The following is a 24,220-nucleotide window of genomic DNA, read 5'->3' as shown; positions in this document are numbered from 1 at the left end:
ACCGTCGATGGGCCCGTGCCCAGCCCGCCGTGCGCCTACCGCGTACGGGTGACCCCTACTGTTGTGAGTACTGTTGTGAGTGAGGCCCCCTTGGTGAAGCGCCGTCGTGATCTGCCGCTTGTCTACTCCTGCTCTGGTTGCTCGAGCGCGGCCCAGATGACCAACTGGATCGCCATCCAGCTCGACCGGCGCGGCATCGCCGAGATGTCGTGCATCGCCGGTGTCGGAGGGGACGTGCCGAGCCTGGTCCGCAAGGCCCGCAGCGACCGCCCCATCGTCGCCATCGATGGCTGCGTCCTGCAGTGCGCCCGCAACTGCCTGGCCCGGCACGGCGTGAAGCCGACCGTGCACCACCTCCTCAGCGACGACGGGGTGCGCAAGCGGCTGGGGGAGGACTTCGACCCGGAGCAGGCGGAGCAGGTACTCGACGGGCTGATAGCCCGGATCACCGAGTTGGCCCAGGGGACCGAGGAGACCGCCGACCGCTGACCTTCGTGGGACAGCGGTGGCGGCGGTCGCACGGATGGTGCCTGCCGCGTGGGCCTGGGACGGGCCTCAGGCAGCGCCGGTGCGCTGCAGGGGTGCCACGCACCGGTGCGGGTGACGAAGCTGAAGGCTCTCCGCGGTGAGCGGGACCCGAAGCGTCTCGACCGCGCCCTGCATCAGCCCCAGGTGGATCGCGCTGACGGTGTCCGGGGCGCGCCATGCCACGTCGCGGAACGGACAGTGGTGCAGGTGAAGCCGCCGGGCGGCGCCGCGGACCGGCGCGCCTGCCTCGCCACCGCCGTGCGCGGCCGCCCGCCACCGTCCTGCTCGGCATCTCCGCCACCGCCGCCCACAACGTGTTCGGCCCCGGCCACGACTACCGCGCGACCGTCTCCGTCCGGTTCCGCGGCCTGTTCGTCCTCCAGCCGCGTCCGGAGGCGATCGCCGGCGCACCGCCGCTGTTCCAACCGCACGCCCTGACCGCCTGCCTGCTCTTCGCCGCCTGCCCGTTCACCCGGCTGGTACACGTGTGGAGCGCCCCGATCGGATACCTTGCCCGGCCCCACCCGGTCTACCGCAGGCGGGCCACACCGGCAGGCGGGAAAGCGGCGCGCGGGCCGAACGGCCCCACCGCTGGGGCGGTTGGTCCCGCCTCAGGACCTGTGATCCGGGCCTATCGGCCCACCCGAATCAGGCGCTTCGGACGGAGCGCCGCATCGTGAGTGGCCCATAGCGTTCGCTCTCATGGACGACGGCAACAGCCGGGGCTTCAGAGGCCCACGACGAGGGACACGGCGACTCGCTGCCTGCGGGGTCCGGCGCGATACCCAGTCCCGGTATTTCGGACGCCTTTCCTGTGTGACCAGCGTGGAGGTCGGTCCCTCCGCGGCCTCTGCGACTCGGCGCTGTCCCGATCCGCGCTCGTCCCCGCCGACCGGCCGCCGGCACCTGTGCACGCCGTCGAGCCGGTGACGGCGTCCACCGCCCCCGGCAACAGCCGCGCCCCTGTCGACGCAGTCCGGCGAGCACGGGGTGTCGCCAGGCGCACCCCCGCGACCGGCCCCACAGAAAGACGCACATGATCTTCGAAGATCTCCGGACGGCCTGCCGCAAGGACCCGGCCCTGCACGGCGTGCACGTGGTCGAGGTCCTGCTGTATCCCGGCCTGTGGGCAATCTGGGCCCACCGGATCGCCCACAGGCTCTACCGACTCGGTGTGCCCCTGCTGCCCCGGCTGGTGTCCCAGCTCTCCCGGGCCGTCACCGGCATCGAGATCCACCCGGGTGCGGTCATCGGGCGCCGCTGCTTCATCGACCACGGTATGGCCGTGGTCATCGGTGAGACCGCCGTACTTGGCGACGACGTCATGCTGTACCACCGCGTCACCCTGGGCGGAACCGGCTGGTGGTTCGACGCGAAGGCCACCAAACGGCACCCCACGATCGGTGACCGCGTCGTCCTGGGAGTCGGTTCCACCGTGCTCGGCCCCATACACGTCGGCCATGACTCGCTCGTCGGCGCGCATGCCCTTGTCCTGAACGACGTCCCCGCCCACTGCCGAGTCTCCGCCGCACACGCGGCCACCACCACCCGCCCTCACGGCACCACGGCGACACCCCACGCTGCGGTCCCCACCCCTGCAGACGAAAGAGAACCACGGCCATGACGGTCACACACCCTTCGATCGCGCCCTCGATCACAGCCCTGATAGGCCGCACCCCCCTGGTAGCGCTGCGCCGCTATGGCGCGGACCTGCCCGCGCGCCTCGTTGTCAAGCTGGAGGCCGCCAACCCCGGGGGCAGCGTCAAGGACCGCATCGCCCTGGCGATGATCGAGGACGCCCAGGCCGCCGGCGCACTCCGCCCCGGGCAGGGCATCGTCGAACCGACCAGCGGCAACACCGGTATCGGTCTGGCCATGGTGGCCGCCGCCAACGGCTACCCGGTCACCTTCACCATGCCCGAGAGCATGAGCACCGAACGCCGCGCCCTGCTGCGTGCCTACGGCGCGGAGCTGGTCCTGACACCGGCAGCCGAGGGCATGACCGGTGCCGTGGCCTGTGCGACCGAACTGGCGGAGCAGCACGGCTGGTTCATGCCGCAGCAGTTCCGCAATCCGGCCAACCCCGACGCTCACCGACGCACCACCGCCCAGGAGATCTGGCAGGACACCGCAGGTCAGGTCGACATCCTGGTGGCCGGTGTCGGAACCGGCGGCACCGTCACCGGAGTGGGGCAGGTCCTCAAGGAGAAGAACCCCGACATCACCGTGGTGGCCGTCGAACCGGCGGAGTCGGCCGTTCTGTCCGGGGGCTCGCCCGGCCCGCACCGCATCCAGGGCCTCGGCGCAGGCTTCGTCCCCGACGTCCTCGACACCGATGCCTACGACACCGTGCAGCGCGTCTCAGCGCCCCAGGCCCGCGCCGAGGCACGCCGCCTGGCCCACACAGAGGGCATCCTCACCGGTATATCGGGCGGCGCCGCCCTCCATGCGGCCTCCACTCTCGCCCACTTCCCACAGCACAAGGGCGCCTTGGTCGTCGTCGTCCTGCCCGACACCGGAGAGCGCTACCTCAGCACGGACCTGTTCCACGACCAGTAGGACGCCGAACCCGGAGCACGCGAGAGAGCCACGACCGCGTGCATCGAACGAGCCCGCACTCTCCTTCAGGCCGCGGTGTGATCAAGCCAGTCACCGGGTGGAGGAGATCCGGCGGACCCGCGGCGGCCACATCCCTCGATGCGTCAGCGACACGCACCGGGCGTTGTTCGCCGCCTGATACCGGCTGATGGTGCTGCTCGTCCCGCCGCTCGCCGGCGTGCCGGGCCGCCTGCCCGGCAGGCTGGGCCCACTTCTGGGCGGTAGAACCGCCCGGAACAGGATTTCGACGGCGACCTGCCCCTGCAGGCCGCCGCGGAGACGTGGCCCCGCTCCGGCCCCAACCGGTCGGCGGGAGCGGCGCCACGTGTGCGGGCTGGTCAGATCGCGGACGCGGCGCTGTGCAGGTTCTTGGCGGCCAGGGCGAGTCCTTCGGTCTGGGAGTAGGCGGCGTCCTCGTGCTCGATGTTCACGGCCATGTCCGGGTCGATCTCGGCGAGGGCGCGCAGGAACTCGGTCCAGAAGGGGACGTCGTTGCCGACGCCGACGGCGACGAACTTCCAGGCCGGGTTCTCCGGCCAGGCGTTGCACCAGAACCCGTAGCCGGTGGGCACCTTGCCGGGCGCGTCGGCGGGGACACGGGTGAACGAGGTGTCGAGTACGCCGCGGATGTCGGCACCGGGGCAGAGCGTGGCGTCCTTCGCGGCGGCGTGGAACACCAGCGGGCCCAGCCACTTGATGGAGGCGATGACGTCCATGCCCTGCCACATCAGATGGGAGGGGTCCATCTCCGCGCCGACGTTGGTCGCGCCCGTCGCGTCGACGAGCCGCTTGAGCGTGACCGGGGAGAACACGACGTTGTGCGGGTGCATCTCGATGGCCACCCGGACGTCGTTGGCCCGGGCGAGCGCGTCGATCTCCTTCCAGAACGCGACGGCGACGCCCCACTGGTAGTCGAGGACGTCCATGTAGACGCCGTCCCACGGGTTGACGACCCAGGAGGGATACTTGGCGCCGGGGTCGGAGCCCGGCGTCCCGGACATGGTGACGACGTGCTTGACACCGAGCAGGCCCGCGAGGCGGATGGTGCGGCGCAGGTCGTCGGCGTGCTTCGGGCCGACGCCGGGGAGCGGGTTGAGGGGGTTGCCGTTGCAGTTGAGCCCCGTCAGTTCCATCCCGCGGGCGGCGAAGGCCGCCAGGTACTCCTCGCGGGCGGTGGCGGAGGACAGGAGCAGGTCGACCGGGCAGTGCGGGGACGGTATGAAGCCGCCGGTGTTGACCTCGACGGAGGTCAGACCGTTCTCCTTGAGGATGTCGAGGGCCTCGGTGAGGGGCCGGTCGTGCAGACAGGCGGTGTAGGCGCCGAGCTTGAGGGCCATGTGACAGTTTCCTTCTCTACGGGCTCTGCGGGAGGTCAGGCGGCGGGCGGAACCGGGACGGCGGTGCCGCCGTTGCGGGAGGAGGCGACGACGGCCTGGATGATCTCCATGGTCCGCAGCGCGTCGGCGAACGTGGCACAGGCGGGCAGCGGTTCGGCGACGCCCGTGACCTGGTCGAGGAACGCCCGCGCCTGGTAGGTGAAGTTGTCGGCGTTGCCGGCGCCCACCCCCGGCGCCTCCATCGGGACACCGCCGGCGAAGTACGGCAGCTGCGGCCCGACGATGATCTGCCGGGCACCGCGCGTGCGGGCCTCGGGCTGGGCGTCGTCGAAGAGGTACTCGGCGGGCCGGTGCTGGTCGAACGCGGCCCGGCCGCCCACGCCCAGCACGTCGAAGGCGAGCCCGTTGGGCAGGCCGAAGCCGGTGCGCGTCACCGAGAAGGTGCCCACGAGACCCGACTCGAAGCGAGCGGTGAACGAGGCCGTGTCCTCGTTCTCGACCTCACCCACCTCGTCGGAGACGGGCGCCGCGTTGTGCCCGACGACCGCGCCCAGCGGCAGCGGACGCTTGGCGATCTGCGTCGACAGGGAAGCGCCGGAGACCGAGGCGATGGGCCCGGCGACGTACTCGGCGGCGTCGATGACGTGCGAGCCGACGTCCCCGAGCGCACCGGAACCGGAATCGCCCTTGAACCGCCAGCTCAGCGGCCCGTTCGGGTCGGTCGCGTAGTCGCACCAGTAGCGCCCGCTGAACAGGGTGAGGTCGCCCAGCTCACCGCGCTGCACGTGGTCACGGATTCCGGCGATGCCGGGGGAGCGGCGGAAGGTGTAGCCGACGGCGGTCACGACGCCGGCGGAGCGCTCCAACTCGGCCATCGCCCGCGCGTCTTCCAGCGAACCGGCCAGCGGCTTCTCGCACAGCACGTGCTTGCCCGCGGCGACCAGCGCCTCCGCGATCGGCCGGTGCAGCGCGTTGCCCACGACGATGCTGACGGCGTCGATCGTCGGGTCCTCGACGACGGCCTCCCAGCTCGGGAGCGCCTTCTCGAAGCCGTAACGGCGCGCGGCGTCCTCACCGAGCGCGACGTTGGCGTCGGCGATCGCGGCCAGCCGGATCGGCGGAAGCCCGGCCCCGAAGACCGTGTTGACGTTGCGATACCCCGCGGCGTGGCTGCGGCCGGCCATACCGGCTCCGATCACCGCGACGGAAAGGGGCTTGCCGGACGTTGTCATGGGGGTGCCTTTCAAAGGGACACGTAGCGGTGTCAGTTGGAGGTGGGGAAGTTGAAGCCGGCGGCGAGTTGCTGGGTGGGTTGGGGCCAGCGGGTGGTGACGACCTTGGGGCGGGTGTAGAAGCGGATGCCTTCGGGGCCGTGGATGGGGGAGTCGCCGATGAGGGAGTCCTTCCAGCCGCCGAAGGAGTAGTAGGACATCGGGACGGGCACGGGGACGTTGATGCCGATCATGCCGACCTTGATGTTGCGCTGGAAGCGGCGGGCGGCTTCGCCGGAGGCGGTGAACAGGGCGGTGCCGTTGCCGTAGGGGTTGGCGTTGATCAGCGCGATCGCCTCGTCGAGGGTGTCGGCACGGACGATGGCGAGGACGGGGCCGAACAGTTCTTCCTTGTAGGCGTCCATTTCGGTGGTGACGTGGTCGAGGAGGGTGGGGCCGGTGAAGAAGCCGTCTTCGTGTCCGTCGATCTTCAGCCCGCGGCCGTCGACGACGACGGTGGCGCCCTGCCCGGCGGCTGTTCCGACTGCGTTCTCGACGCGCTCCTGGGCGGCCTTGGCGACGAGTGGGCCCATCTCGGTGCCCGGGGCGTCGCCGGGGCCGACCATCACTTCGCGGGCCTTGCGCTCCAGTACCTCGACCAGGGCGTCGGCGGCTTCGCCGACTGCGACGGCCACCGACACGGCCATGCAGCGCTCTCCCGCCGAGCCGTAGGCGCCGGCGGTGATGTGGTTGGCGGCGAAGTCGAGGTCGGCGTCGGGCAGGACGACGGCGTGGTTCTTGGCGCCGCCGAGGGCCTGGACGCGCTTGCCGTGGGCGGTGGCCGTCTGGTGGACGTATTTGGCGATGGGTGTGGAGCCGACGAAGGAGACGGCTTCGATGCCGGGGTGGGTGAGGATCGCGTCGACCGCGTCCTTGCCGCCGTGGACGACGTTGAAGACGCCGTCCGGCAGTCCGGCCTTCTGGTACAGGTCGGCGATGAAGTTGGCGGCTGAGGGGTCGCGTTCGCTGGGCTTGAGGATGAAGGTGTTGCCGGTGGCGATGGCGATGGGGTGCATCCACAGGGGCACCATGGCGGGGAAGTTGAAGGGTGTGATGCCGGCGACGACGCCGAGGGGCTGGCGGAAGTTGTGCACGTCGACGCCGCGGGATACCTGGTCGGAGTAGGAGCCTTTGAGGATGTCGCCGAGGCCGCAGGCGAACTCGACGACTTCCCGGCCGCGGGTGATTTCGCCGCGGGCGTCGTCGACGGTCTTGCCGTGCTCGGCGGAGATGATCCGGCCGAGCTCCTCCTCGTGCTCGACGAGGAGCTGACGGAAGGCAAACATCACCTGCGTGCGCTGGGTGAGCGAGGACTGCGACCAGGTTTCGAAGGCCGTCGCGGCGGCGGTGACGGCGGCGTCCACCTCGGCCGCGCCGGCGAGGGCGACCCGGGCCTGCTCCTGACCGGTGGCCGGGTTGAACACCGGCGCGGTTTGCCTACTTGTGCCGGTGGCGGGGGAGCCGTTGATCCAGTGAAGGATGGTTGTCACGTGAGGGTCCTTCTCAGAGGTAGTGCCGCTGGGCGTGCTTGTGGGTGGCGTAGGTGTTGTGGGCCGCTTGGGTGGTGTCCAGGGCGGAGGTCTGGCTGACGGGGACGTCCCACCAGCCGTGGCCGGGCGGGTTGGGCCCGTAGAGGTCGGTTTCGACGTGCACGACGGTGGTGCGGTGGGCGGCCTTGGCCTTCTCCATCGCGGTACGGAACTGATCGACGGTGGTGGCGTGAAGGACGTCCGCGCCGAGGCTGGAGGCGTTGGCGGCGAGGTCGACGGGGAGGACGTCGCCGTCGAGCTGGCCTGAATCGCCGTTGCGGTAGCGGTACTTGGTGCCGAAGCGCTGCGAGCCGAGGGACTCGGAGAGGGCGCCGATGGAGGCGAAGCCGTGGTTCTGGACGAGGACGATGATGACCTTGAGGCCTTCGGAGACCATGGTCACGATTTCCTGAGCCATCATCAGATACGAGCCGTCGCCGACGAGGACGACGACCTCGCGCGAGGGGTCGGCCATCTTCGTACCGACGCCGGCGGCGACCTCGTAGCCCATGCAGGAGTAGGCGTATTCGACGTGGTAGGCCTTGGGATCGCGGGCACGCCACAGCTGTTGCAGGTCGCCGGGCATGGAGCCGGCCGCGTTGATGACGACGGCGCGGTCGTCGAGGACGTCGTTGAGCGCGCCGAGGATCTCCGTCTGGGCGGGGAGCGGGCTGTGGCCCAGGTTGAAGCAGCGTTCCTCGATCTCCCGTGTCCGGGTGATGAGTTCACGGGTCCTCGACCGGTAATCCGCCGGGACTTCCCAGTCCTTCAGTGCGCCGGCGAGTGCCTGGATGGCGAGCCGGGCGTCCGCGACCAGGGGTTCGGCGGAGTGTTTGACGGCGTCCAGGCGGGCCACGTTGAGGTTGACGAACGTGACGTCGGGGTTGCCGAAGACGGTGTGGCTGGCGGTGGTGAAGTCGGAGTACCGCGTCCCGATGCCGAGGACGACGTCCGCCTCGCGGGCCAGTTCGTTCGCCGCGTAGGAGCCGGTGGAGCCGATGCCGCCGACCGCGCACGGGTGGTCCCAGGGCACCGCGCCTTTGCCGGCGTGGGTGTCGGCGACCGGGATGCCGGTGCCCTCGGCGAAGGCCCGCAGCGCGGTCTCGGCACCGGAGTACACGGCCCCGCCGCCCGCCACTATCAGCGGTTTCTTGGCGTTCCGCAGCAGCCGTGCCGCGCGCTCGACGGCGGCGGGCTCGGGCACGGGCCGGCCGACGTGCCATACCCGGTGCCGGAAGAATGTGACCGGCCAGTCGTAGGCCTCGGCCTGCACGTCCTGTGGCAGGGCGAGGGTGACGGCGCCGGTCTCGACCGGGTCGGTGAGCACCCGCATCGCCGCGAGGGCCGCCGGGATGAGCTGTTCGGGACGGGAGATGCGGTCGAAGTACTTCGACACGGCGCGGAAGGTGTCGTTGACGGTGACGTCTCCGCCCCGGGTGTCCTCCAGCTGCTGCAGGACCGGGTCGGCGGCGCGGGTGGCGAACATGTCGGACGGCAGGAGCAGGACGGGGAGGCGGTTGGTGGTGGCCAGCGCGGCGCCGGTGATCATGTTGGTGGAGCCGGGGCCGGTGGAGGCGGTGCAGGCGAAGGCGGCCAGCCGGTCGCGCATCTTGGCGTAGGCGACCGAGGCGTGGACCATGCCCTGCTCGTTGCGCGCGAGGTAGTAGGGCAGGTCGGCTTCGCCGGTGGTGGCGGCCTGGAGCAGGGCCTGCCCGATCCCGGCGACGTTGCCGTGCCCGAAGATGCCCCACATGCCGGGGATGAGGCGCTGTTCCTGGCCGTCGCGCTCGCTGTACTGGTTCGCCAGGAAGCGCACGAGGGCCTGGGCGGTGGTGAGTCGGACGGTGTTCATTGCTCGTTGGGTCCTTCGAAGGGAAGCCGGTCGTCGATGTCCTGGGACGCCCACGTCGTGCGCACCCAGCCGTGGGCGGGGTCGTCGCAGATCAGCCAGGTGCGTTCCTGACCCGGGCCGGCCATGACGTTGAGGTAGTAGAGGTCGTAGCCGGGCGCGGCGACCGAGGGCCCGTGCCAGCCGTGCGGGATCAGGACGGTGTCGCCGGAGCGGACCTCGGCGAGCACGTCGATCGGCCGGTCCTGGGTGCCGTAGACCCGCTGGTAGCCGAAGCCGTTCCCGTCCCCGGCGACCTGGAAGTAGTAGATCTCCTCCAGCTCCGACTCTTCGCCGGGCCGGGCCTCGTCGTGCTTGTGCGGCGGGTACGAGGACCAGTTGCCGCCCGGCGTGAGGACCTCGCACACCAGCAGCTGCTCGGCCTCGAACGTGCCGGGCAGGCAGTAGTTGTTGACCTGCCGCGAGCACGCGCCCGCGCCCCGCAGCTCCACCGGCACGTCTTCCTTGCGCCCGTACCGGGCGGGCAGACCGCGCCGCTCGGTACGGGCGGAGGGCAGCGCGAACAGACCTCCCTGCGCGCTGCTGATCAGGGCCTCCGACCCGCTGGGGAGGTAGGCGAAGTCGGTGACCGAGGCGAACACGCCTGTCCGGCCTTCGAGTTCGAAGGCGATGCCGTCCGTGGTGACGGTGCAGGAGCCCGTCAGCGGCAGGACCAGGAACTCGGAGTCATAGGTGGACAGGGAGTGCGCCTCACCCGGCCCCAGGGTCAGGATCCTGAGGCCGGAGTATTCCCAGCCCGCCGACTCGGGCGTGACCAGGAGATCGTAGGGGCCGTCGGCCGAAGTCCCCTTCGGAAGGTGGTACTTGCTCGTGTCGCTCACAGCAGGCTCACCGCCTTGTCCACCGCACCGGCCACATCGCCGTTGCCGGGGTAGAGCAGCGAGCGGCCGACGACCAGGCCCTGCGCGGTCGGCTGCTTGAGCGCCTTGCCCCAGGACGCGAACGCCGCCTCCGCGTCCTTGACCTCGCCGCCCAGCAGCAGCGCGGGCAGGGTCGAGGAGGCCAGCACGCGTTCCATGCCGTCCACGACCGGCAGCTTCAGCCAGGTGTAGGCGGTACGCCGGCCCAGCCCCGACGCGATCGTCACCGACTTCACCACGGCATCCGTCGAGAGGTCGTTGCGGACCCGGCCGTCCTGCCAGGAGGAGAGGAACGGCTCGACCATGGCGATGAGCTGACGGTCATTCAGCTCATTGACGGCCCGCGCCGTCTCGGACAGCGCGGACGGCGTCGCCGGATCGTCCAGGGCGATACGGGTGAGCATCTTGCCGCCGTCGAAGCCCATCCCGGCGATGGTCTCGGCGTCGTAGCCGGTGAAGCGGTCGTCGATCTCGAAGACCGAGCCCGCGAGCCCGGCCCGGTTCATCGAACCGAAGACGCTCTTGCCGTCGAGGACGCCGAGGAGCAGCAGGTCCTCCAGGATGTCGGCGGTGGCCAGCACGCCCGTCACTCCGGGCCGCTCCAGCGCGGTGCACAGGCGGTCCAGCAGCTCGGAGCGGTCGGCCATCGCGGTGGGGTCGCCGCCGACGCCGTTGGCGCCGCGCGCGGGATGGTCCGCCGCGACGATCATTGCCTTGCCGTGCTCGCCCAGCAGCGAGGCGGCCTTCACCCGGCGCGCGGCTGCTGCCGCGATGGCGCCGGGGTCGTTCACCCGGGCGGCCACGATCCGGCTCACGTTCTCGGACAGCACGTCGTCACACCTTTCGCTGAGGATCGTTGGGGGCGAGGGTCGCCTCGCGGAGCTTGGTGTCGACCTCGGCCTCGGTCGGCATCGCCTCGGAGCAGGCCAGCCGGCCCGCGACGATCGCGCCCGCGGCGTTGGCGAAGGAGACGGTGCGGCGGGTGTCCCAGCCGGCCAGCAGTCCGTGGCACAGCGCCCCGCCGAACGCGTCACCGGCACCGAGGCCGTTGACCACGTCCACCGGGACAGGCGGCATCTCGGCGGCCGAACCGTCCCGGTCCATCGCGAGCACACCCTTCGGGCCCTGCTTCACCACCGCCAGCTCCACACCGGCCGCCAGCAGCGCCTTCGCCGCCGCGTACGGCTCGCGCTCCCCGGTGGCCACCTCGCACTCGTCGAGATTGCCGACCGCGACCGTGGTGTGGCGCAGGGCCTCCGCGTAGTACGCACGCGCCTGGTCCGGGTCCGTCCAGAACATCGGCCGCCAGTCCAGGTCGAAGACCGTCGGTCCCGACTTGGCCCGGTGCGCCAGGGCGGCGAGGGTGGCCGAACGGCTCGGCTCCTCGCTCAGCCCGGTCCCGGTGATCCAGAAGATCCGCGCGTCCCGCACCGCCGCCAGGTCCAGCTCACCCTCGCTGATGTCCAGGTCGGGAGCCTTGGGCAGCCGGTAGAAGTACAGCGGGAAGTCGTCCGGCGGGAAGATCTCGCAGAACGTCACCGGCGTCGGCGCGATCTCCGACGTGCCCACGAAGCGGCTGTCGACCCCGTAGCCGGCCAGAGCCGTGCGCACGAAGTCTCCGAACGGGTCCCGGCCCGTCTTCGTGATCACAGCGGAGGAACGGCCGTACCGGGCGGCGGCCACGGCGACGTTGGCCGGGCTGCCGCCCAGGTACTTGCCGAACGAGGTGACCTCCGCCAGCCCCACGCCCGTCTGGAGTGGATACACGTCCACCCCCACGCGACCCATGGTCAGCACTTCGAACGGCATCACGCTGGTTTCCTTTCGATGGATCAAAGCAGTTAAAGCGCTTTAAGAGAAGCCTGGTCGACACCCGCGCTCACCTGTCGGCGGTGGGGGGTTGGCGCAGGGGGTGGCTACTGCCCAGCGGACAGGTACTCGGCGATCTTGTCGCGCATGAACACCGAGGATTCCTTGGCTCGTTCTTCCCAGGCGAAGACGCAGGCGGTCAACGTCCCGTCGAAACTGTTTGCCCGCAGCTCGCGGAAGAGCTCGTCGAAGTCGACCTCGCCCTCGCCGATGTCGAGGTGCTGGTGGATGCGGGCCGTGGTGCCGGGCGGGTTGAGGATGTATCGGTTTCCGGAGGACGCGGTGTGGTCGAAGGCGTCGGCCAGGTGGACGTGGGTGAGCAGGTCACCCGCGTACTTGATGATGCCGGGGGCGTCGTTGCCGATGTGGAAGGTGTGCGGGGCGCAGTAGAGGAAGCTGACGTTGGGGTGGTTGATCCCGCGGATGAGGTTGACGGCGTCGTAGCCGTTCTCGATGAAGTCGTCCGGGTGCGGCTCCAGGGCGAGGTTGATGCCCTCGCGCTCGAACACCGGCAGCAACTCGTCCAGCGACTTCCAGAACTGTGCCTCGCTGCGGTCGGGGTCCTCGGGCCGGCCGTTGAACTCCGAGATCATGCTGTCCACGCCGAGGTCCGCGGCGATCTGGATCGAGCGCTTCCAGTACCGTACGGCCGCCTGCCGGGCGTCCTCGTCCGGGCCGGACCAGCGGAACAGCGGCAGCATCGAGGAGATGCCGACCCCCGCCGCGTCCAGCGCCTTGCGGAACTTCCGTACGGTCGCGTCGTCCACGCGGGGGTGCCGGAAGAACGGGATGAAGTCCTCCCGGGGCGACAGCTCGATCCACTCGTAGCCCAACTCGGCTACCACGGCGGGGAGTTCGAGCAGCGGCACGTTGCGGATCATGTAGGGGTCGAGGGCGATCTTCACGACGGGGTGCCTTCCGGGTGCGTCGGTCAGTCGGTCAGGAGGAGACGGCTGCGGCGTCGGGGAGCTTCTCGACGTCCACGCCACGCACTTGCGCCAACTCGTGTTTGAGGGCGGCGAGTTCGGTGCCGCCGGCCATGTGGTTGGTGAGTTCTTCGAGGCTGACCTGGCTGCGGTCGGCGGAGAGTTCCATGGTGCCCAGGCGCAGGACGCTGAAGTGGTCGCCGACCATGTAGGCGTGGTGGGGGTTGTGGGTGATGAAGATGACGCCGAGGCCGCGGTCGCGGGCGGCGGCGATGTACTTCAGGACCACGCCGGACTGTTTGACGCCGAGGGCGGCGGTGGGCTCGTCCAGGATCAGCACGCGGGCGCCGAAGTAGACGGCGCGGGCGATGGCCACGCACTGGCGCTGGCCGCCGGAGAGGGTCCCGATGGGCTGTTCGAGGTCGTCGAGGACGATGCCCATCTCGCGCAGTTCGTGGTCGGCGGTCTTCTTCATCCTCTCGATGTCGAGGCGGCGCAGGGGCCAGGGGCCCTTGGTCATCTCGGAGCCGAGGAAGAAGTTGCGCCACACGGGCATCAGCGGGACGGTGGCCAGGTCCTGGTAGACCGTGGCGATGCCGCGGTCGAGGGCCTGGCGCGGGGTGGTGAGACGTACCGCGTCGCCGTCGACGAGATACTCGCCCTCGGTGTGCTGGTGGAGGCCGGAGACGATCTTGATGAGGGTGGACTTGCCGGCGCCGTTGTCGCCCAGGACGCAGGTCACCTTGCCGGGGTGGACCGCGAGGCTCACACCGTGCAGAGCGCGGATGTTGCCGTAGGACTTGCCCGTGGCCTTCAGCTCGACGACCGGGGCGGCGTCGGGAGTGATGCCGTCAGGCGTGATGTCGTTGGTGGTGGTCATAAGGGTGGTCACCTCCGGGTGGCCGTGCGCTGGACCCACAGGTTGATCAGGGTGGCGCCGAGGAGCATGACGCCGAGGAAGGCCTTGAACCAGTCGGGGTTCCAGCCGGCGTAGACGATGCCCTGCTGCACCATGCCGAACATGAACGCGCCGAAGACCGGGCCGATCGCCGAGCCGTAGCCGCCGGTGAGCAGACAGCCGCCGATGACGGACGCCGCGATGTAGATCAACTCCTGGCCGACGCCCTCGCCGGACTGCACGGTGTTGAACGTGAACAGCTGGTGCATGCCGACGAACCAGGCACCGAAGCCGACCAGCATGAACAGCGAGATCTTCGTGAACGTCACGGGCACGCCGACCGCCCGCGCGCTCTCCTTGTTGCCGCCGACCGCGAAGATCCAGTTGCCGTACTTGGTGCGCAGCAGCACCCAGGTGGCCAGCGCCGCGAAGACCAGCCACCACACCACGGTGATCTTGACCTGGACGTCTCCCACCTGGAAGGACGAGGCGAAGATTTTCCTGGCCTGGTCGAAGCCGTCCATGTCGCTGATGTCGTCGGTCGCCACGTTGCCGGTGACCAGCTTGGTCACCGCGAGGTTGACGCCCTGCAGGATCAGGAAGGTGCTCAGCGTGACCAGGAAGCTCGGCAGGCCGGTTCGTACCATCACCCAGCCGTTGAAGAAACCGACCCCCAGCGACACCGCCAGGGCGACGATCACGCCGACCCATATGTTCGTGGTCAGTTGGTAGCTGAGCATGCTCGCGGTGAGCGCCGAGGAGATGACGGCGACACCGGCCGAGAGGTCGAACTCGCCGCCGATCATCAGCAGCGCGACCGGCAGGGCCATGATCCCGATCGTCGACGACTGGTACAGGATGTTGGCCATCGAGCTGCCGTCACGGACCGGCGGCGCGGTGATCAGGAAGAACACGTACACCGCGACGGCACCGAGGAACACACCCACCTCGGGGCGCGCCAACAACCTTATGGCCAGGTGGCGTTGAGAGGTCCGGCCGTCGTTCTGCTTGGGGCCGGAGGCCGGCGGTGTGGTCACCGCCGGCGCAGCCTGCTGGGTCACACTCATCACCTGGTGCCCTTCGCGGCGAACTCGGCGACCGCCTCGACGTTGGACTTGTCCACGAAGGCGGGGCCGGTCAGCACGGGCTGCTCGCCGCCGCCGCTGAAGTTGCCGTTGGTCTTGTACAGCCACAGCGAGTCGACCGCGAGGTAGCCCTGGAGGTAGGGCTGCTGGTCGACGGCGAACTGGATGCTGCCCTTCTCGATTGCGGAGACGAGGTCCTTGTTGAGGTCGAAGGTGGCGATCTTGGCCTTGCTGCCCGCCTCGGACACCGACTGCACGGCCGTCAGCGCGACGGGGGCGCCGAGGGTGACCACCTCGTCGATGGAGCTGTCCTGCTTGAGCTTGGCGGTGATCGTCGACTTCACGGACGGCATGTCCGTGCCGTTGACGTAGAGGATGTCGGTCTTGCCGCTGAAGGTCTTCTTCACGCCGGCGCAGCGTTCTTCGAGGTTGACGTCTCCCTGGGCCTGGATGACGCAGAGCGCGTGCTTGGCACCGGTGCCGTTGATCTTGGTGCCGAGCGCCTGGCCCGAGACGGACTCGTCCTGGCCGAAGAACGACAGCAGGCCCTGCTGCTTCCAGACGCCCAGGCCCGCGTTGAGACCGACGACCGGGATGCCGGCCTTCTCCGCCTTGGCGACGACGTCCTTGAGCGCGTCCGGCTTGGCCAGGGTGACCGCGATGCCGTCGACCTTCTGGTCGATGGCGTTCTGCACCAGGTTGGCCTGGTCGCCGGCCGTCTCGTCGTTGGAGTAGATCAGCTTCACGTTGTCCTTGGCGGCGGCGGCCTCGGCGCCCTTGCGGATGGTGTCCCAGAAGGTGTCGCCGGAGGGCGCGTGGGTGACCATGGCGATGGTCATGCGGGGCGTGTCGGCCTTGCCGGCGGAGACCCCGGCCGCGCTCTCGTCGGCCTGCTTTCCGCCTGAGCTGCTGGAACAGCCCGCGAGGGTCAGGGCCGCCGCAGCGGCCACGGCCACGACGGGGACGGTTCTGCGGGAACGGGGAAGGGGCGTGCGATTCATGCTGCGTGCACCTCACTGTGCGGGAGAAGGGCGGATAGGCGGCTACGGGTGGTCCCTGTTGTTCGCGGCTCGCGGGGTGCCCGCGGTTTCGTTCGCGGTTCGTTCGCGGTGGGGGCGCGGCCGAGTCGAGGGCGAGCGCCTTGTGGGCGCCGGGCCGGGACTTGGTTGGAACATCAGGACAATTTAAAGCGCTTTAAGTTCTGGTACTATCAGCCTTGTTTCGTGAGCGTGTCAAGGGTGTCGCACGGGGAGTTTTCGGCGGGGAGGCGCAAGTGGACGAGGGTGATTCCGCACGTCAGCGGAACGGCACGCACAAGCGCCCCAGGCTGGAGGACGTGGCCGCGCGGGTGGGTGTGTCCACGGCCTCGGTGTCCCTGGTGCTGCGGGGGGTGCCCGGTCCGAGCGAGCGGACCCGGCAGCGGGTGCTGCGGGCGGCGGCCGACCTCGGCTATCAGGTGGACCGTACGGCCAGCATGCTGGCCAGCAGGCGCACCCGGCTGCTCGGCGTCATGGTCGACATCCACAGTCCGTTCCACGCCGAACTTGTCGAGCACTTGCACACGGCCGCCGAGGAGGTCGGCTACGACCTCGTCCTGAGCACCCTCACCCGTACCCGTGACGAGCACACCGCCGTGGAGACACTGCTGGCCTTCCGTAGCGAGGCGCTGATCCTGCTCGGCCCGACCGCCCCGGCGGACACGCTCGCCGCCCTCGACCGCAAGTCGCCAGTCATCACCGTGGGCCGCCGGATCGCCGACGTCGGCCTGGACGTCGTACGCACGGCGGACGACGACGGTGTCGGCCAGATCGTCGATCACCTGGTCGATCTCGGACACCGCGAGATCGTCTACGTCGACGGCGGAAAGGGCGTCATCGCCACCGACAGGCGCCGCGGCTACCGCACGGCGATGCGCCGCCGTGGCCTGGACGCCCACATCAGGGTGTTGCACGGCGACCACACCGAGGCGGCCGGCGAACGCGCGGCGCACCAGATGCTCGACGGTGGTGACCTGCCGACGGCCGTCGTCGCCTTCAACGACCAGTGCGCCATCGGCGTCCTCGCCGCCCTGGCCCGCGCGGGCGTGGCCGTCCCGGGACAGGTCTCCGTGGCCGGCTACGACGACGACACGACCTCCCGGCTGAGCTGCTTCAACCTGACCACCGTCAGCCAGGGCGCCCGCGAACAGGCCCGCTACGCGGTGACCGCCGCCGTGGAACGCCTCGACCAGGGCCGCACCGACCCCCGCGAGGTCGTCCTCACCCCCCGCCTCGTCCTCCGCGGCACAACGGCCGAGCCCGCCTGACGGGCGGGCTCGAGGGGAGCGGGAGTGGTCCCGGCCACCACGCGGCCGTACCCACCTGAAGAAAACCTCCCAAGTCCTCCGCGAGGGCCGGCGGGCATGCCTCTGACTTGTTGAATCGACCCCAGGCGCCCGGTCCGCAGCCGTAGCGTCCAGGGTGCCGGTCGGCACGGGCTCGCATTGCCCCATGCCGCCCCGCAGGGCAGGCTCATGATTGGCGTGCCGCCACCAGCCGGTGCCCGCGCGGTGTGGCTCAACAAAGGCATGACAGCGATCGGTCGTCCAGGTGCGGGAAGACCGGTGCGCCGGTGCGGTTGGCGAGGTCGGCGCACGGCCGTCCGCGCAGACACGCCCGGCAATTCCCTTACACCGCAGGCCAGTTGAGGATCACGAAGTCCCCGGTAGCGACGTCGGTGATGCCTTCGCCGACCGACTCCACCACCCCGGCGGCCTCATGCCGGAGCAGGAAGGGGAAGTCGTCGCTGACCCCGCCCTGCGTGTAGTGGAGGTCGGCATGACACACCGCAGGCTGGGTGCGCACCACCTTCTCCCACGCCCCCGGATCGGGCACGACGTCGGTCTCCACCGGCACCGGCTCGCCCTTGCCCGGTGCGATCACGCCCCGTACTTCCTGTGCCGGGTGGTCAGTTGCCCTTCTCGGAGTAGCCGTGGAAGCCGCGCCCGGATTTCCGGCCGAGCAGACCGGGCACCAGCAGGGCGTTCGCTACGACCCCGGCCCGGTCCTGGGCACCAACGACCTTCTTGCCCGGCACCTCCGTGACGAAGTCCTCTGCACGAGACCGCGCCTGAGGGGCCATCAGCAGTGACGGGACGATCACCACGAGTTCCAGCACCGGTACCGGGTTGAAGAAGCGGGACCTCGATCACCTGAAGGCCCGTCACGCGCCCCTGTGCCCCACTCGCGCTTCGTCGCACGCCGAGGCTTGACGGTGGCGAGACCAGTCGTTAATTTACCCGCTTACCAAATCCTCGAAATTTTGCATGCCGTTCGTAATATCGAACACTCTTGGTGTCGTGCGAAGCCGCCAAGGGCAGGCCGAGGCAGCGCCAGAAGCACCTCCCCCGAGCAAGACCGGCGCGTAGTCATCCCCTGAGAGTGGGAGCGCTCCCATGGAGCGCGGCGCGGATCAGTACCAACGGCCAAGAGGAGGAGACATGACGCAAGGTCGGAATGAGCCCGTGAGCAGCGAGCGGAGATCGCCGAGCCGGAGGACCGTCCTGGCGACGATGGGGGCCCTGCCGGTCCTCACGGCCACGGCGTCGACCGTGGATGCTTCGGGAGCGGCGGCCGTGACGGCCGCCGGCGCGGCGGTCATTGACCCGTCGGCTCAGCGGCAGACGATCCGAGGCTTCGGCGGCATGACCCACACGGCCTGGATCGGCGACCTGACAGCCGCCCAGCGGGACACGGCGTTCGGCACCGGCGAGGGCCGACTGGGGTTCTCCGTGCTGAGGATCCCCGTCCCCGAGAACCAGGCGGACTTCAGCCGTGATGTGGCGACGGCGAGGCGCGCGACCGAGCTCGGGGCGACCGTCATCGCGTCGCCGTGGAATCCCCCCGCCCGCATGGTCGAGACCTTCGTCCGCGGCAGTCAGACCGACGCGAGACGTCTCAGGTACGACATGTACGGCGCCTATGCCCAGCACCTCAACGACTTCAACGGGTTCCTGCGGAACAACGGGGTGAACCTGTACGGCATATCGGTGCAGAATGAGCCCGATTACGCGCATGACTGGACGTGGTGGACCCCCACCGAAATGGTCCGGTTCCTGCGGGAGAACGCCGGCTCGATCGGCACCAGGGTCATCGCGCCCGAGTCCTTCCAGTACCGGAAGAACATCTCGGACCCGATCCTCAACGACTCCGCGGCGCTCGCCAACGTGGACATCATCGGGGCCCACCTCTACGGCACGCCGTTCGCGGACTTCCCCTATCCCCTGTTCAAGCAAAAGGGCGCGGGCAAAGAACTCTGGATGACCGAGGTCTACTACCCCAACAGCAGCGATTCGGCGGACCTTTGGCCACAGGCGCTCGACGTGGGGGAACACATCCACCACGCCATGGTGGACGCCGAGTTCCAGGCGTACATCTGGTGGTACATCCGGCGCAGCTACGGTCCCATGCGGGAGGACGGCCGGATCAGCAAGCGCGGCGCCGGCATGGCGCACTTCGCCAGGTTCGTCCGCCCCGGGTATGTGCGGATCGAGGCGACGGCGAACCCGGCGTCGAACCTCTACGTCTCGGCGTACCGGGGCGGCGACTCCACGGTCGTCGTCGTTGCCATCAACAAGGGGACTTCCGCGGTGAGCCAGCAGTTCACCCTGGCGAACAGCACGGCGTCCAGTGTCTCGTCCTGGCTGACCGACGCGAGCAGGAACGTCGCGGCCCAGGGCACGACCGGCGTGTCGAACGGCTCCTTCACCGGCATGCTTCCCGCTCGAAGCGTGACGACCTTCGTGGCGGCGTGACCGGGGTTCCCGGCGGGCAGGTGCCACGTCGAAGCGTTCCCCGAGAACCAGGCGGGCCGTGGACCTTGTGTTTCCCGCTGTAGTCGCGGCGGTTGTCCGCACCGGTGCGGCGCCGGGTGCGGATCGGGGTGCCGTCCAGGAGCACGATGTGGCCAACCTTTCGGGCGCAGTCAGACCGACGCGAGACGATGTTGGTCGGCGACTCCTGGACGACCCGGAAGGCCGCGGTCTGCACCTCGTGCGGGAGGTCGTCCGACAGGGACGGGTCGCGGTGCAGGACGGCGTGCTGGCCGGGGGTGGCGAAGTCCTCGGTGAGTTCGGCGATGCCCGCCAGGTCGCCGACCGGTCGGCGGTCGGCCGTCTCCGGGCCGGTGTCGCGCAGCACGCCGACGGTACGGCGCATCGAGGCGAGCGCCTGCGTGGCGGCACGCTCGATACCGGCCAGGACGGGGTCGAGCTCGTCCTGGCGGGAGGCGGCCATCATCCGTGCGACCTGGGTCTGCACGAGGATGCCGGTGACGTGGTGGGCCACGAAGTCGTGCAGGTCGGCGGCGATGGCCAGACGTTCCTCACGGCGCGTCTCGGTGACGGCGACCGTGCGGCGGTAGTCCAGAGAGCGCAGATAGCCCGCGAGTCCGGCGACGAGGCCGATCACGAGCAGGCCCACCACGACGTAAGCCAGTTCCTCTTCCCCGAGTGACCGGCTGGTCCGTGCCGGCAGGGTCAGCAGGGCCGTGGCGTCCAGCACTCCGCACACCAGGCTCCAGGGCGGCGGACAGTGCCGTACGGCGATGAACAGCAGGCACAGCAGGATCATCATCTCGCCCGGGCCGAGCAGCACCTCCTGGCGGGACAGCGCCGCGAGCGCTGTCCCGGCACCCGAAACGAGTGCGGCACGGTGGTGCGCACCTGCGGGGTGAGCCAGTCCGGCCGCCGCCCGGCCGGCCACAGCACGGCGGCGAGGCCGACGAGGAGCGACGCCAGGGTCGGCCACACGTTGGCGCCCGAGGCGCCCGCGAAGACGGCGTTGGCGACACACGCGGCGAGGAGCGCGCCGACGGCGAAGCCTCGGGCGCAGCCCTGGGGGGAGACGGACTTCATGAGGATCACCGTACGCACACCAGGTCGAGGGGATATCGGCCGAACGGCCGAGTGACGCGGCGGTGAAGCGCGGCCGTTCGGCCGAGGCGCGCACCTGTCCGCGGGGAGGGTAGGAGCACATCCTCCACTCCAGCCGTCACAGCCGTCACGAGCACGTGATGCGGCGCAGTAATTCCGAGTCGCGGCGGTTCAGGAGACGCAGTCGACCGGTGCCACTTCGGAGCGGCGGCGAGAGTTCCCTCCCGCCCGCAAGGCCGCTTCTCTACTTCGCGTGTGCAGCGGCTGCGGCGGAGCACGGCTCCCGGTCGATCGCTGCCGCGGGCAGGTGCTTCTCCGCCCAGGCGGCGAGTTCCTTCAGGGCGGGTTCGAGTGCCGCGCCCGCGTCCGTGAGCCGGTACGAGACGCGCAGCGGAGGGCCCTCGTCCACCTCGCGCACGACAAGAGTCGCCGCGCCCAGCTCGGTCAGGCGGTCCGAGAGCATGCGTTCGCTGATGCCCGGGATGGCGCGGCGGAGGTCGGCGAATCCCATGGGACGCTCCATCAGCACGGACATGATGGGGCCGCTCCAGCGCTTACCAAGCAGCGCGAAGACGCGCGTGATGGTGCCGTCGACCGTCTTGCAGGGTTCTGAGCCCGATTCCGCCATGACGGCAGTGTACTGCTGCCGCCCTCGTGAATGAATAAAAGTAAGTACCTGCGATATCGATAGGCGCGAACGGAACGGCGGGTTGCTCTTCCTTGTCGCTCACCACGCGATTCGCCCTTTGGAGATCTGTCATGGCAACGCTGCTGCACCTGGACTCGTTCCTCTGCCCGGTCCGGCGGATCGGGCCGGTGAGGTGGAGGGTGCCGGTGAGGCGGGTGTCAGCACTGGATGCGCCGAGCATCACAGCGATGTCGCCGGGTTCGACGATGCGGTGCAGGTCGGGCCCGGTGTAGGCGAGGCGGTCGGCGTGCAGGTGGAAGGTGACCCTGCGCTGCTCGCCGGGGGCCAGCAGGGCGCGGGTGTATCCGGTCAACTGAGTGACAGGGCGGGGGAACTGGGCTACGGGGTCAGCGGTGTAGAGCTGGACGACCTCGGTGCCGGGGCGGTCGCCGGTGTTGCGCACCAAGCAGCTGATCTCGACCTCGCCGTCGGTGGGGATGTCCTCGGCGCTCAGCGTCAGGTCGTCGTAGACGAAGGCCGTGTAGGAGAGACCGTGTCCGAAGGGGTGGGCGGGGGTGGAGGCGAGGCTGCTGACGCCCTGGGTGCTGCCGCCCAGCGGGGCGTGCAGGTAGGTGCCGGGCCGGCCACCCGGCGTGCGTGGGACCTGGACCGGCAGCTTTCCCGACGGGGTGAGCCGTCCGGAGAGCACGCCCGCGAGGGCAGACCCGCCCTCCTCGCCGGGGAAGAAGGACTGGACGACGGCGGCCGCGCGGTCGGCATGGGCCCCGAGCGCGTACGGGCGGCCGGAGACGACGAGCAGCACGACCGGCGTGCCGGTGGCGAGCAGAGCCTCCACGAGTTCGTCCTGGACGCCCGGCAGCGAGAGGTCCTCGGCGTCGCAGCCCTCGCCGGAGGTGCCGAGGCCGAACAGTCCGGCGCGGTCCCCGACCACGGCGATACACACGTCCGCCCGCGGACCTACCTTTCCCCACCCCCGGTGCACTTCGCCCCCGGCGAGCGCACCAGCCGCTACCGCACCGGCCTCGACCACCCGGTCATCGGCGCCGACGGCGAGGCCCGCATCTCCTACGAGGACTATGCGGTCGCCCTGGTCGACGAGATCGAGAACCCCAGGCATCTCAAAGGGCACCCTGTTCCGCCGGTTCGGCGACCGCGACGGACTCCTGCTCGCCCTCCTGGGCGAGGCCGAGGCCGAGTTCCACGAGGCGTACACCTCAGGCCCCCCGCCGCTGGGCCCTGGGGCGCCCGCGGCGGAGCGCCTGATGGCGTTCGGCCGTGCGCTGATCGAACGTACCGCGTCGGATGTCGACCTCGGCGCGGCGCTGGGACGCCAGGTGATCCACGAACGTCGGCACGCCTCGGACACCGGCCTGCGCTTCCACCGTCACATATCAACCCTCCTGCAAGAGGCTGGAGTCGAGGGCGATCACGACATGCTCGCCCACGCCCTGCTCGCCTTCCCGAACTTCGAAGTTGCGGACTACCTGCGCAAGGAGCGCGAGGTACCCGTCACACGCTTGCAAGCCACCTGGGTGGACATCGTGCGGCGGATGACCCGACCTGGCGCAGGGTGACCCCCGAAGCTCCCCTGGAAGTGTTCGCTGTCTGAGCGGACTCGCACGGCGCAGGTGCGGTCCGCCGCGTCGGGCTGCCACCGGGCAGGGTGTCGTCGGCGGGGTGGCTCACGCAGCGGGCGACAGGATCCTCGGACGCGAGAAGTAATGAACCCATGGAGAATTGACGGGAGTTGTGAAAGGTGACAAGAATGCAGCTCGCTTCGCTGCGTCTGAAGTGAGCGAAGTGGCGCGAGTGCTCCGGTTGCGCATGCCTTTGATCGTCTTCCGGTCGTGCGCCTCCCCCTCGCGCTCTGCCACCTCCCACATCTTCCCTTCCGTAGAGGTCCATCTTGTCGCGTTCGCAACAATTCAGAAGCCTGTCCGCTCTCGCCGCCACCGCCTTCGTCGCCGCTACCGCAACGGCTCTGCCGCTGCTCGGCGCAGGGGCGGCAAGCGCTACGACGTCCGGCGCGTGCGCGTCCGCCACGGTGCAGTACCGCATCGTCGGCGCCGACGGGAATGTCGTCGGCGCCGACTGGACCTCCCAGGGCGGGCTCTACCTCTGGAAGACCGCTCCCGGCACCGTCGAGGTCCGGCTCGCTCCCGGCCAGACCGTCGGGGACGGCTGCAAGTACCCCGTCTCCCTCGCCGAATACACCACCGAAGGGCCCGACTGGAACACCTCGGGCCGCCAGACGCTGGTCGACAAGGCCACCGTCTACCTCACCGTCGCGGACGTCGCCGGTGCGGAAGACGCCAAGCGGACCTGGCAGAAGCTGAACGTGAAGACGCCCGACTGCTACGGCCAGATCGACCTGTACGGCGATGACGTCACCTACGACGGCGGGACAGCCGAAGGGCACGGCCCCGCTCCCTACAAGCCGGACAACGTCGTCACCCCCTACCACCTCGTAGCGGCGTGGAACGGAGGCGACAAGCCGTGCACCCCCAGCACGCCGGAAAAGCCCACCCCGACCCCGTCGCAGCCGACCCCGAGTTCTCCAGCCACTCCCACCACCCCCGCCGGCGACCAGCCGCCCGCGGAGACGACCCCGCCGACCACCCCCAGCACCTCCACGACGCCTCCCACGACCCCGGACGTTCCTCCACTGTCGTCGACGCCGCCCACCACGCCGAAGCCGACGCCCAGTGAGAGCACCCCGCCGCTGGCGGAGACCGGCTCCAGTGCCCCGGTCGGTCTGATCGCAGGCGGTGCCGCCCTGGTGGTCGCCGTCGGAGCTGGGGCGATGTTCGCGGCCGGTCGCGCACGCCGCTCATGACGAGGGGTCAGCAG

The 24,220-nt window shown here is 69.9% G+C and carries 23 protein-coding genes and 3 pseudogenes; 8 read left to right on the top strand and 18 right to left on the bottom strand.

Features of this window, described 5'->3' with window-relative positions; translation table 11 throughout:
- The first annotated feature begins 15 nt into the window (after nucleotides 1–15).
- Nucleotides 16–489 carry a putative zinc-binding protein gene (locus OG289_RS04880; protein ID WP_327312749.1) on the top strand — a complete coding sequence of 158 codons (474 nt, stop codon included), beginning with the start codon at nucleotides 16–18 and terminating at the stop codon, nucleotides 487–489.
- Between the two features lie 66 nt (nucleotides 490–555).
- Here OG289_RS04880 and OG289_RS04875 read toward each other — a convergent pair whose 3' ends face one another.
- Nucleotides 556–711, bottom strand: coding sequence for a hypothetical protein (locus OG289_RS04875; RefSeq protein WP_327321042.1), 156 nt, complete (start codon nucleotides 709–711; stop codon nucleotides 556–558).
- 89 nt (nucleotides 712–800) lie between these two features.
- On the opposite strand from OG289_RS04875, the pseudogene OG289_RS04870 reads away from it, so the two are divergent.
- The 3 genes and pseudogenes from OG289_RS04870 to cysK form a co-directional block, all read left to right on the top strand.
- Nucleotides 801–1,208: pseudogene (locus tag OG289_RS04870) on the top strand (respiratory nitrate reductase subunit gamma); the annotation flags it as partial.
- A 356-nt stretch (nucleotides 1,209–1,564) separates the two neighbouring features.
- Nucleotides 1,565–2,152: a serine O-acetyltransferase EpsC gene (gene epsC, locus OG289_RS04865; protein WP_327312748.1), complete on the top strand. Its 588-nt coding sequence runs from the start codon at nucleotides 1,565–1,567 to the stop codon at nucleotides 2,150–2,152.
- Nucleotides 2,149–3,087: a cysteine synthase A gene (cysK, locus tag OG289_RS04860; RefSeq protein ID WP_327312747.1), complete on the top strand. Its 939-nt coding sequence runs from the start codon at nucleotides 2,149–2,151 to the stop codon at nucleotides 3,085–3,087. Before epsC ends, cysK begins: the two co-directional genes overlap by 4 nt.
- A gap of 377 nt (nucleotides 3,088–3,464) precedes the next feature.
- Here the strand turns inward: cysK and OG289_RS04855 are convergent, their stop codons facing one another.
- The 11 genes from OG289_RS04855 to OG289_RS04805 form a co-directional block, all read right to left on the bottom strand.
- Nucleotides 3,465–4,463: a sugar phosphate isomerase/epimerase family protein gene (locus tag OG289_RS04855; RefSeq protein WP_327312746.1), complete on the bottom strand. Its 999-nt coding sequence runs from the start codon at nucleotides 4,461–4,463 to the stop codon at nucleotides 3,465–3,467.
- 35 nt (nucleotides 4,464–4,498) lie between these two features.
- Nucleotides 4,499–5,695, bottom strand: a complete 1,197-nt coding sequence (locus tag OG289_RS04850) for a Gfo/Idh/MocA family protein (RefSeq protein ID WP_327312745.1) — start codon at nucleotides 5,693–5,695, stop codon at nucleotides 4,499–4,501.
- A gap of 32 nt (nucleotides 5,696–5,727) precedes the next feature.
- Nucleotides 5,728–7,224: a CoA-acylating methylmalonate-semialdehyde dehydrogenase gene (locus OG289_RS04845; RefSeq protein ID WP_327312744.1), complete on the bottom strand. Its 1,497-nt coding sequence runs from the start codon at nucleotides 7,222–7,224 to the stop codon at nucleotides 5,728–5,730.
- A 13-nt stretch (nucleotides 7,225–7,237) separates the two neighbouring features.
- On the bottom strand, nucleotides 7,238–9,115 hold the full coding sequence (gene iolD, locus OG289_RS04840; protein WP_327312743.1) for a 3D-(3,5/4)-trihydroxycyclohexane-1,2-dione acylhydrolase (decyclizing): 1,878 nt from the start codon (nucleotides 9,113–9,115) through the stop codon (nucleotides 7,238–7,240).
- Complete coding sequence (gene iolB / locus OG289_RS04835; protein WP_327312742.1) at nucleotides 9,112–9,993, bottom strand: 5-deoxy-glucuronate isomerase; 882 nt, start codon at nucleotides 9,991–9,993, stop codon at nucleotides 9,112–9,114. Before iolB ends, iolD begins: the two co-directional genes overlap by 4 nt.
- Nucleotides 9,990–10,862: a Cgl0159 family (beta/alpha)8-fold protein gene (locus OG289_RS04830; RefSeq protein ID WP_327312741.1), complete on the bottom strand. Its 873-nt coding sequence runs from the start codon at nucleotides 10,860–10,862 to the stop codon at nucleotides 9,990–9,992. Before OG289_RS04830 ends, iolB begins: the two co-directional genes overlap by 4 nt.
- A gap of 4 nt (nucleotides 10,863–10,866) precedes the next feature.
- On the bottom strand, nucleotides 10,867–11,841 hold the full coding sequence (gene iolC / locus OG289_RS04825) for a 5-dehydro-2-deoxygluconokinase (RefSeq protein WP_327320588.1): 975 nt from the start codon (nucleotides 11,839–11,841) through the stop codon (nucleotides 10,867–10,869).
- A 107-nt stretch (nucleotides 11,842–11,948) separates the two neighbouring features.
- Complete coding sequence (locus OG289_RS04820; protein WP_327312740.1) at nucleotides 11,949–12,806, bottom strand: sugar phosphate isomerase/epimerase family protein; 858 nt, start codon at nucleotides 12,804–12,806, stop codon at nucleotides 11,949–11,951.
- Between the two features lie 34 nt (nucleotides 12,807–12,840).
- Nucleotides 12,841–13,707, bottom strand: a complete 867-nt coding sequence (locus OG289_RS04815) for an ATP-binding cassette domain-containing protein (RefSeq protein ID WP_327312739.1) — start codon at nucleotides 13,705–13,707, stop codon at nucleotides 12,841–12,843.
- Nucleotides 13,708–13,715: 8 nt separating this feature from the next.
- Nucleotides 13,716–14,792, bottom strand: a complete 1,077-nt coding sequence (locus OG289_RS04810) for an ABC transporter permease (RefSeq protein ID WP_327312738.1) — start codon at nucleotides 14,790–14,792, stop codon at nucleotides 13,716–13,718.
- Nucleotides 14,792–15,811: a sugar ABC transporter substrate-binding protein gene (locus tag OG289_RS04805; protein ID WP_327312737.1), complete on the bottom strand. Its 1,020-nt coding sequence runs from the start codon at nucleotides 15,809–15,811 to the stop codon at nucleotides 14,792–14,794. Before OG289_RS04805 ends, OG289_RS04810 begins: the two co-directional genes overlap by 1 nt.
- A gap of 272 nt (nucleotides 15,812–16,083) precedes the next feature.
- Here OG289_RS04805 and OG289_RS04800 point away from each other — a divergent pair, with 272 nt between their 5' ends.
- A complete protein-coding gene (locus OG289_RS04800) occupies nucleotides 16,084–17,115 on the top strand; it encodes a LacI family DNA-binding transcriptional regulator (protein WP_327312736.1) in 1,032 nt (343 codons plus the stop codon).
- Nucleotides 17,116–17,479: 364 nt separating this feature from the next.
- On the opposite strand, the pseudogene OG289_RS04795 reads toward OG289_RS04800, so the two are convergent.
- Nucleotides 17,480–17,731, bottom strand: a pseudogene (locus tag OG289_RS04795) (alcohol dehydrogenase catalytic domain-containing protein); the annotation flags it as partial.
- Between the two features lie 25 nt (nucleotides 17,732–17,756).
- The gene (locus OG289_RS04790) at nucleotides 17,757–17,966 is read right to left on the bottom strand and encodes a hypothetical protein (RefSeq protein WP_327312735.1); all 210 of its coding nucleotides are present in this window, start codon (nucleotides 17,964–17,966) and stop codon (nucleotides 17,757–17,759) included.
- A gap of 322 nt (nucleotides 17,967–18,288) precedes the next feature.
- Between OG289_RS04790 and OG289_RS04785 the strand changes: the two genes are divergently transcribed.
- Entirely contained in the window at nucleotides 18,289–19,602 is a 1,314-nt protein-coding gene (locus tag OG289_RS04785; RefSeq protein ID WP_327312734.1) for a glycoside hydrolase family 30 beta sandwich domain-containing protein, read from the top strand.
- Here OG289_RS04785 and OG289_RS04780 read toward each other — a convergent pair.
- The 4 genes and pseudogenes from OG289_RS04780 to OG289_RS04765 all read right to left on the bottom strand — a co-directional run.
- Complete coding sequence (locus tag OG289_RS04780) at nucleotides 19,553–20,443, bottom strand: sensor histidine kinase (protein WP_327312733.1); 891 nt, start codon at nucleotides 20,441–20,443, stop codon at nucleotides 19,553–19,555. The two genes, OG289_RS04785 and OG289_RS04780, sit on opposite strands and share 50 nt — an antisense overlap.
- The gene (locus OG289_RS04775; protein ID WP_327312732.1) at nucleotides 20,419–20,703 is read right to left on the bottom strand and encodes a hypothetical protein; all 285 of its coding nucleotides are present in this window, start codon (nucleotides 20,701–20,703) and stop codon (nucleotides 20,419–20,421) included. Before OG289_RS04775 ends, OG289_RS04780 begins: the two co-directional genes overlap by 25 nt.
- A gap of 262 nt (nucleotides 20,704–20,965) precedes the next feature.
- Nucleotides 20,966–21,349: a winged helix-turn-helix transcriptional regulator gene (locus OG289_RS04770; RefSeq protein ID WP_327312731.1), complete on the bottom strand. Its 384-nt coding sequence runs from the start codon at nucleotides 21,347–21,349 to the stop codon at nucleotides 20,966–20,968.
- Nucleotides 21,350–21,515: 166 nt separating this feature from the next.
- Nucleotides 21,516–22,319: pseudogene (locus OG289_RS04765) on the bottom strand (glycoside hydrolase family 3 C-terminal domain-containing protein); the annotation flags it as partial.
- A gap of 313 nt (nucleotides 22,320–22,632) precedes the next feature.
- On the opposite strand from OG289_RS04765, the gene OG289_RS04755 reads away from it, so the two are divergent.
- Both OG289_RS04755 and OG289_RS04750 read left to right on the top strand, forming a co-directional pair.
- Nucleotides 22,633–22,944, top strand: coding sequence for a hypothetical protein (locus OG289_RS04755; protein ID WP_327321041.1), 312 nt, complete (start codon nucleotides 22,633–22,635; stop codon nucleotides 22,942–22,944).
- 332 nt (nucleotides 22,945–23,276) lie between these two features.
- Nucleotides 23,277–24,206, top strand: a complete 930-nt coding sequence (locus tag OG289_RS04750) for a hypothetical protein (RefSeq protein WP_327312730.1) — start codon at nucleotides 23,277–23,279, stop codon at nucleotides 24,204–24,206.
- The last annotated feature ends 14 nt before the right edge of the window (nucleotides 24,207–24,220 follow it).

Source organism: Streptomyces sp. NBC_01235, assembly GCF_035989285.1.
Lineage (GTDB): Bacteria > Actinomycetota > Actinomycetes > Streptomycetales > Streptomycetaceae > Streptomyces.
Note: the sequence above shows the minus strand (reverse complement) of the source record. Positions and strands in the feature narration are given on the sequence as shown.

Excerpts from the sequence above, each read along its gene's own strand:
- OG289_RS04815 (WP_327312739.1), bottom strand. The coding sequence starts at position 13,707 with ATGACCACCACCAACGACATCACGCCTGACGGCATCACTCCCGACGCC.
- OG289_RS04775 (WP_327312732.1), bottom strand. The coding sequence starts at position 20,703 with ATGAAGTCCGTCTCCCCCCAGGGCTGCGCCCGAGGCTTCGCCGTCGGC.
- iolC (WP_327320588.1), bottom strand. The coding sequence starts at position 11,841 with ATGCCGTTCGAAGTGCTGACCATGGGTCGCGTGGGGGTGGACGTGTAT.
- OG289_RS04850 (WP_327312745.1), bottom strand. The coding sequence starts at position 5,695 with ATGACAACGTCCGGCAAGCCCCTTTCCGTCGCGGTGATCGGAGCCGGT.
- OG289_RS04770 (WP_327312731.1), bottom strand. The coding sequence starts at position 21,349 with ATGGCGGAATCGGGCTCAGAACCCTGCAAGACGGTCGACGGCACCATC.
- OG289_RS04755 (WP_327321041.1), top strand. The coding sequence starts at position 22,633 with ATGGCGTTCGGCCGTGCGCTGATCGAACGTACCGCGTCGGATGTCGAC.
- OG289_RS04805 (WP_327312737.1), bottom strand. The coding sequence starts at position 15,811 with ATGAATCGCACGCCCCTTCCCCGTTCCCGCAGAACCGTCCCCGTCGTG.
- OG289_RS04785 (WP_327312734.1), top strand. The coding sequence starts at position 18,289 with ATGACGCAAGGTCGGAATGAGCCCGTGAGCAGCGAGCGGAGATCGCCG.
- epsC (WP_327312748.1), top strand. The coding sequence starts at position 1,565 with ATGATCTTCGAAGATCTCCGGACGGCCTGCCGCAAGGACCCGGCCCTG.
- OG289_RS04855 (WP_327312746.1), bottom strand. The coding sequence starts at position 4,463 with ATGGCCCTCAAGCTCGGCGCCTACACCGCCTGTCTGCACGACCGGCCC.
- OG289_RS04810 (WP_327312738.1), bottom strand. The coding sequence starts at position 14,792 with ATGAGTGTGACCCAGCAGGCTGCGCCGGCGGTGACCACACCGCCGGCC.
- iolD (WP_327312743.1), bottom strand. The coding sequence starts at position 9,115 with ATGAACACCGTCCGACTCACCACCGCCCAGGCCCTCGTGCGCTTCCTG.
- cysK (WP_327312747.1), top strand. The coding sequence starts at position 2,149 with ATGACGGTCACACACCCTTCGATCGCGCCCTCGATCACAGCCCTGATA.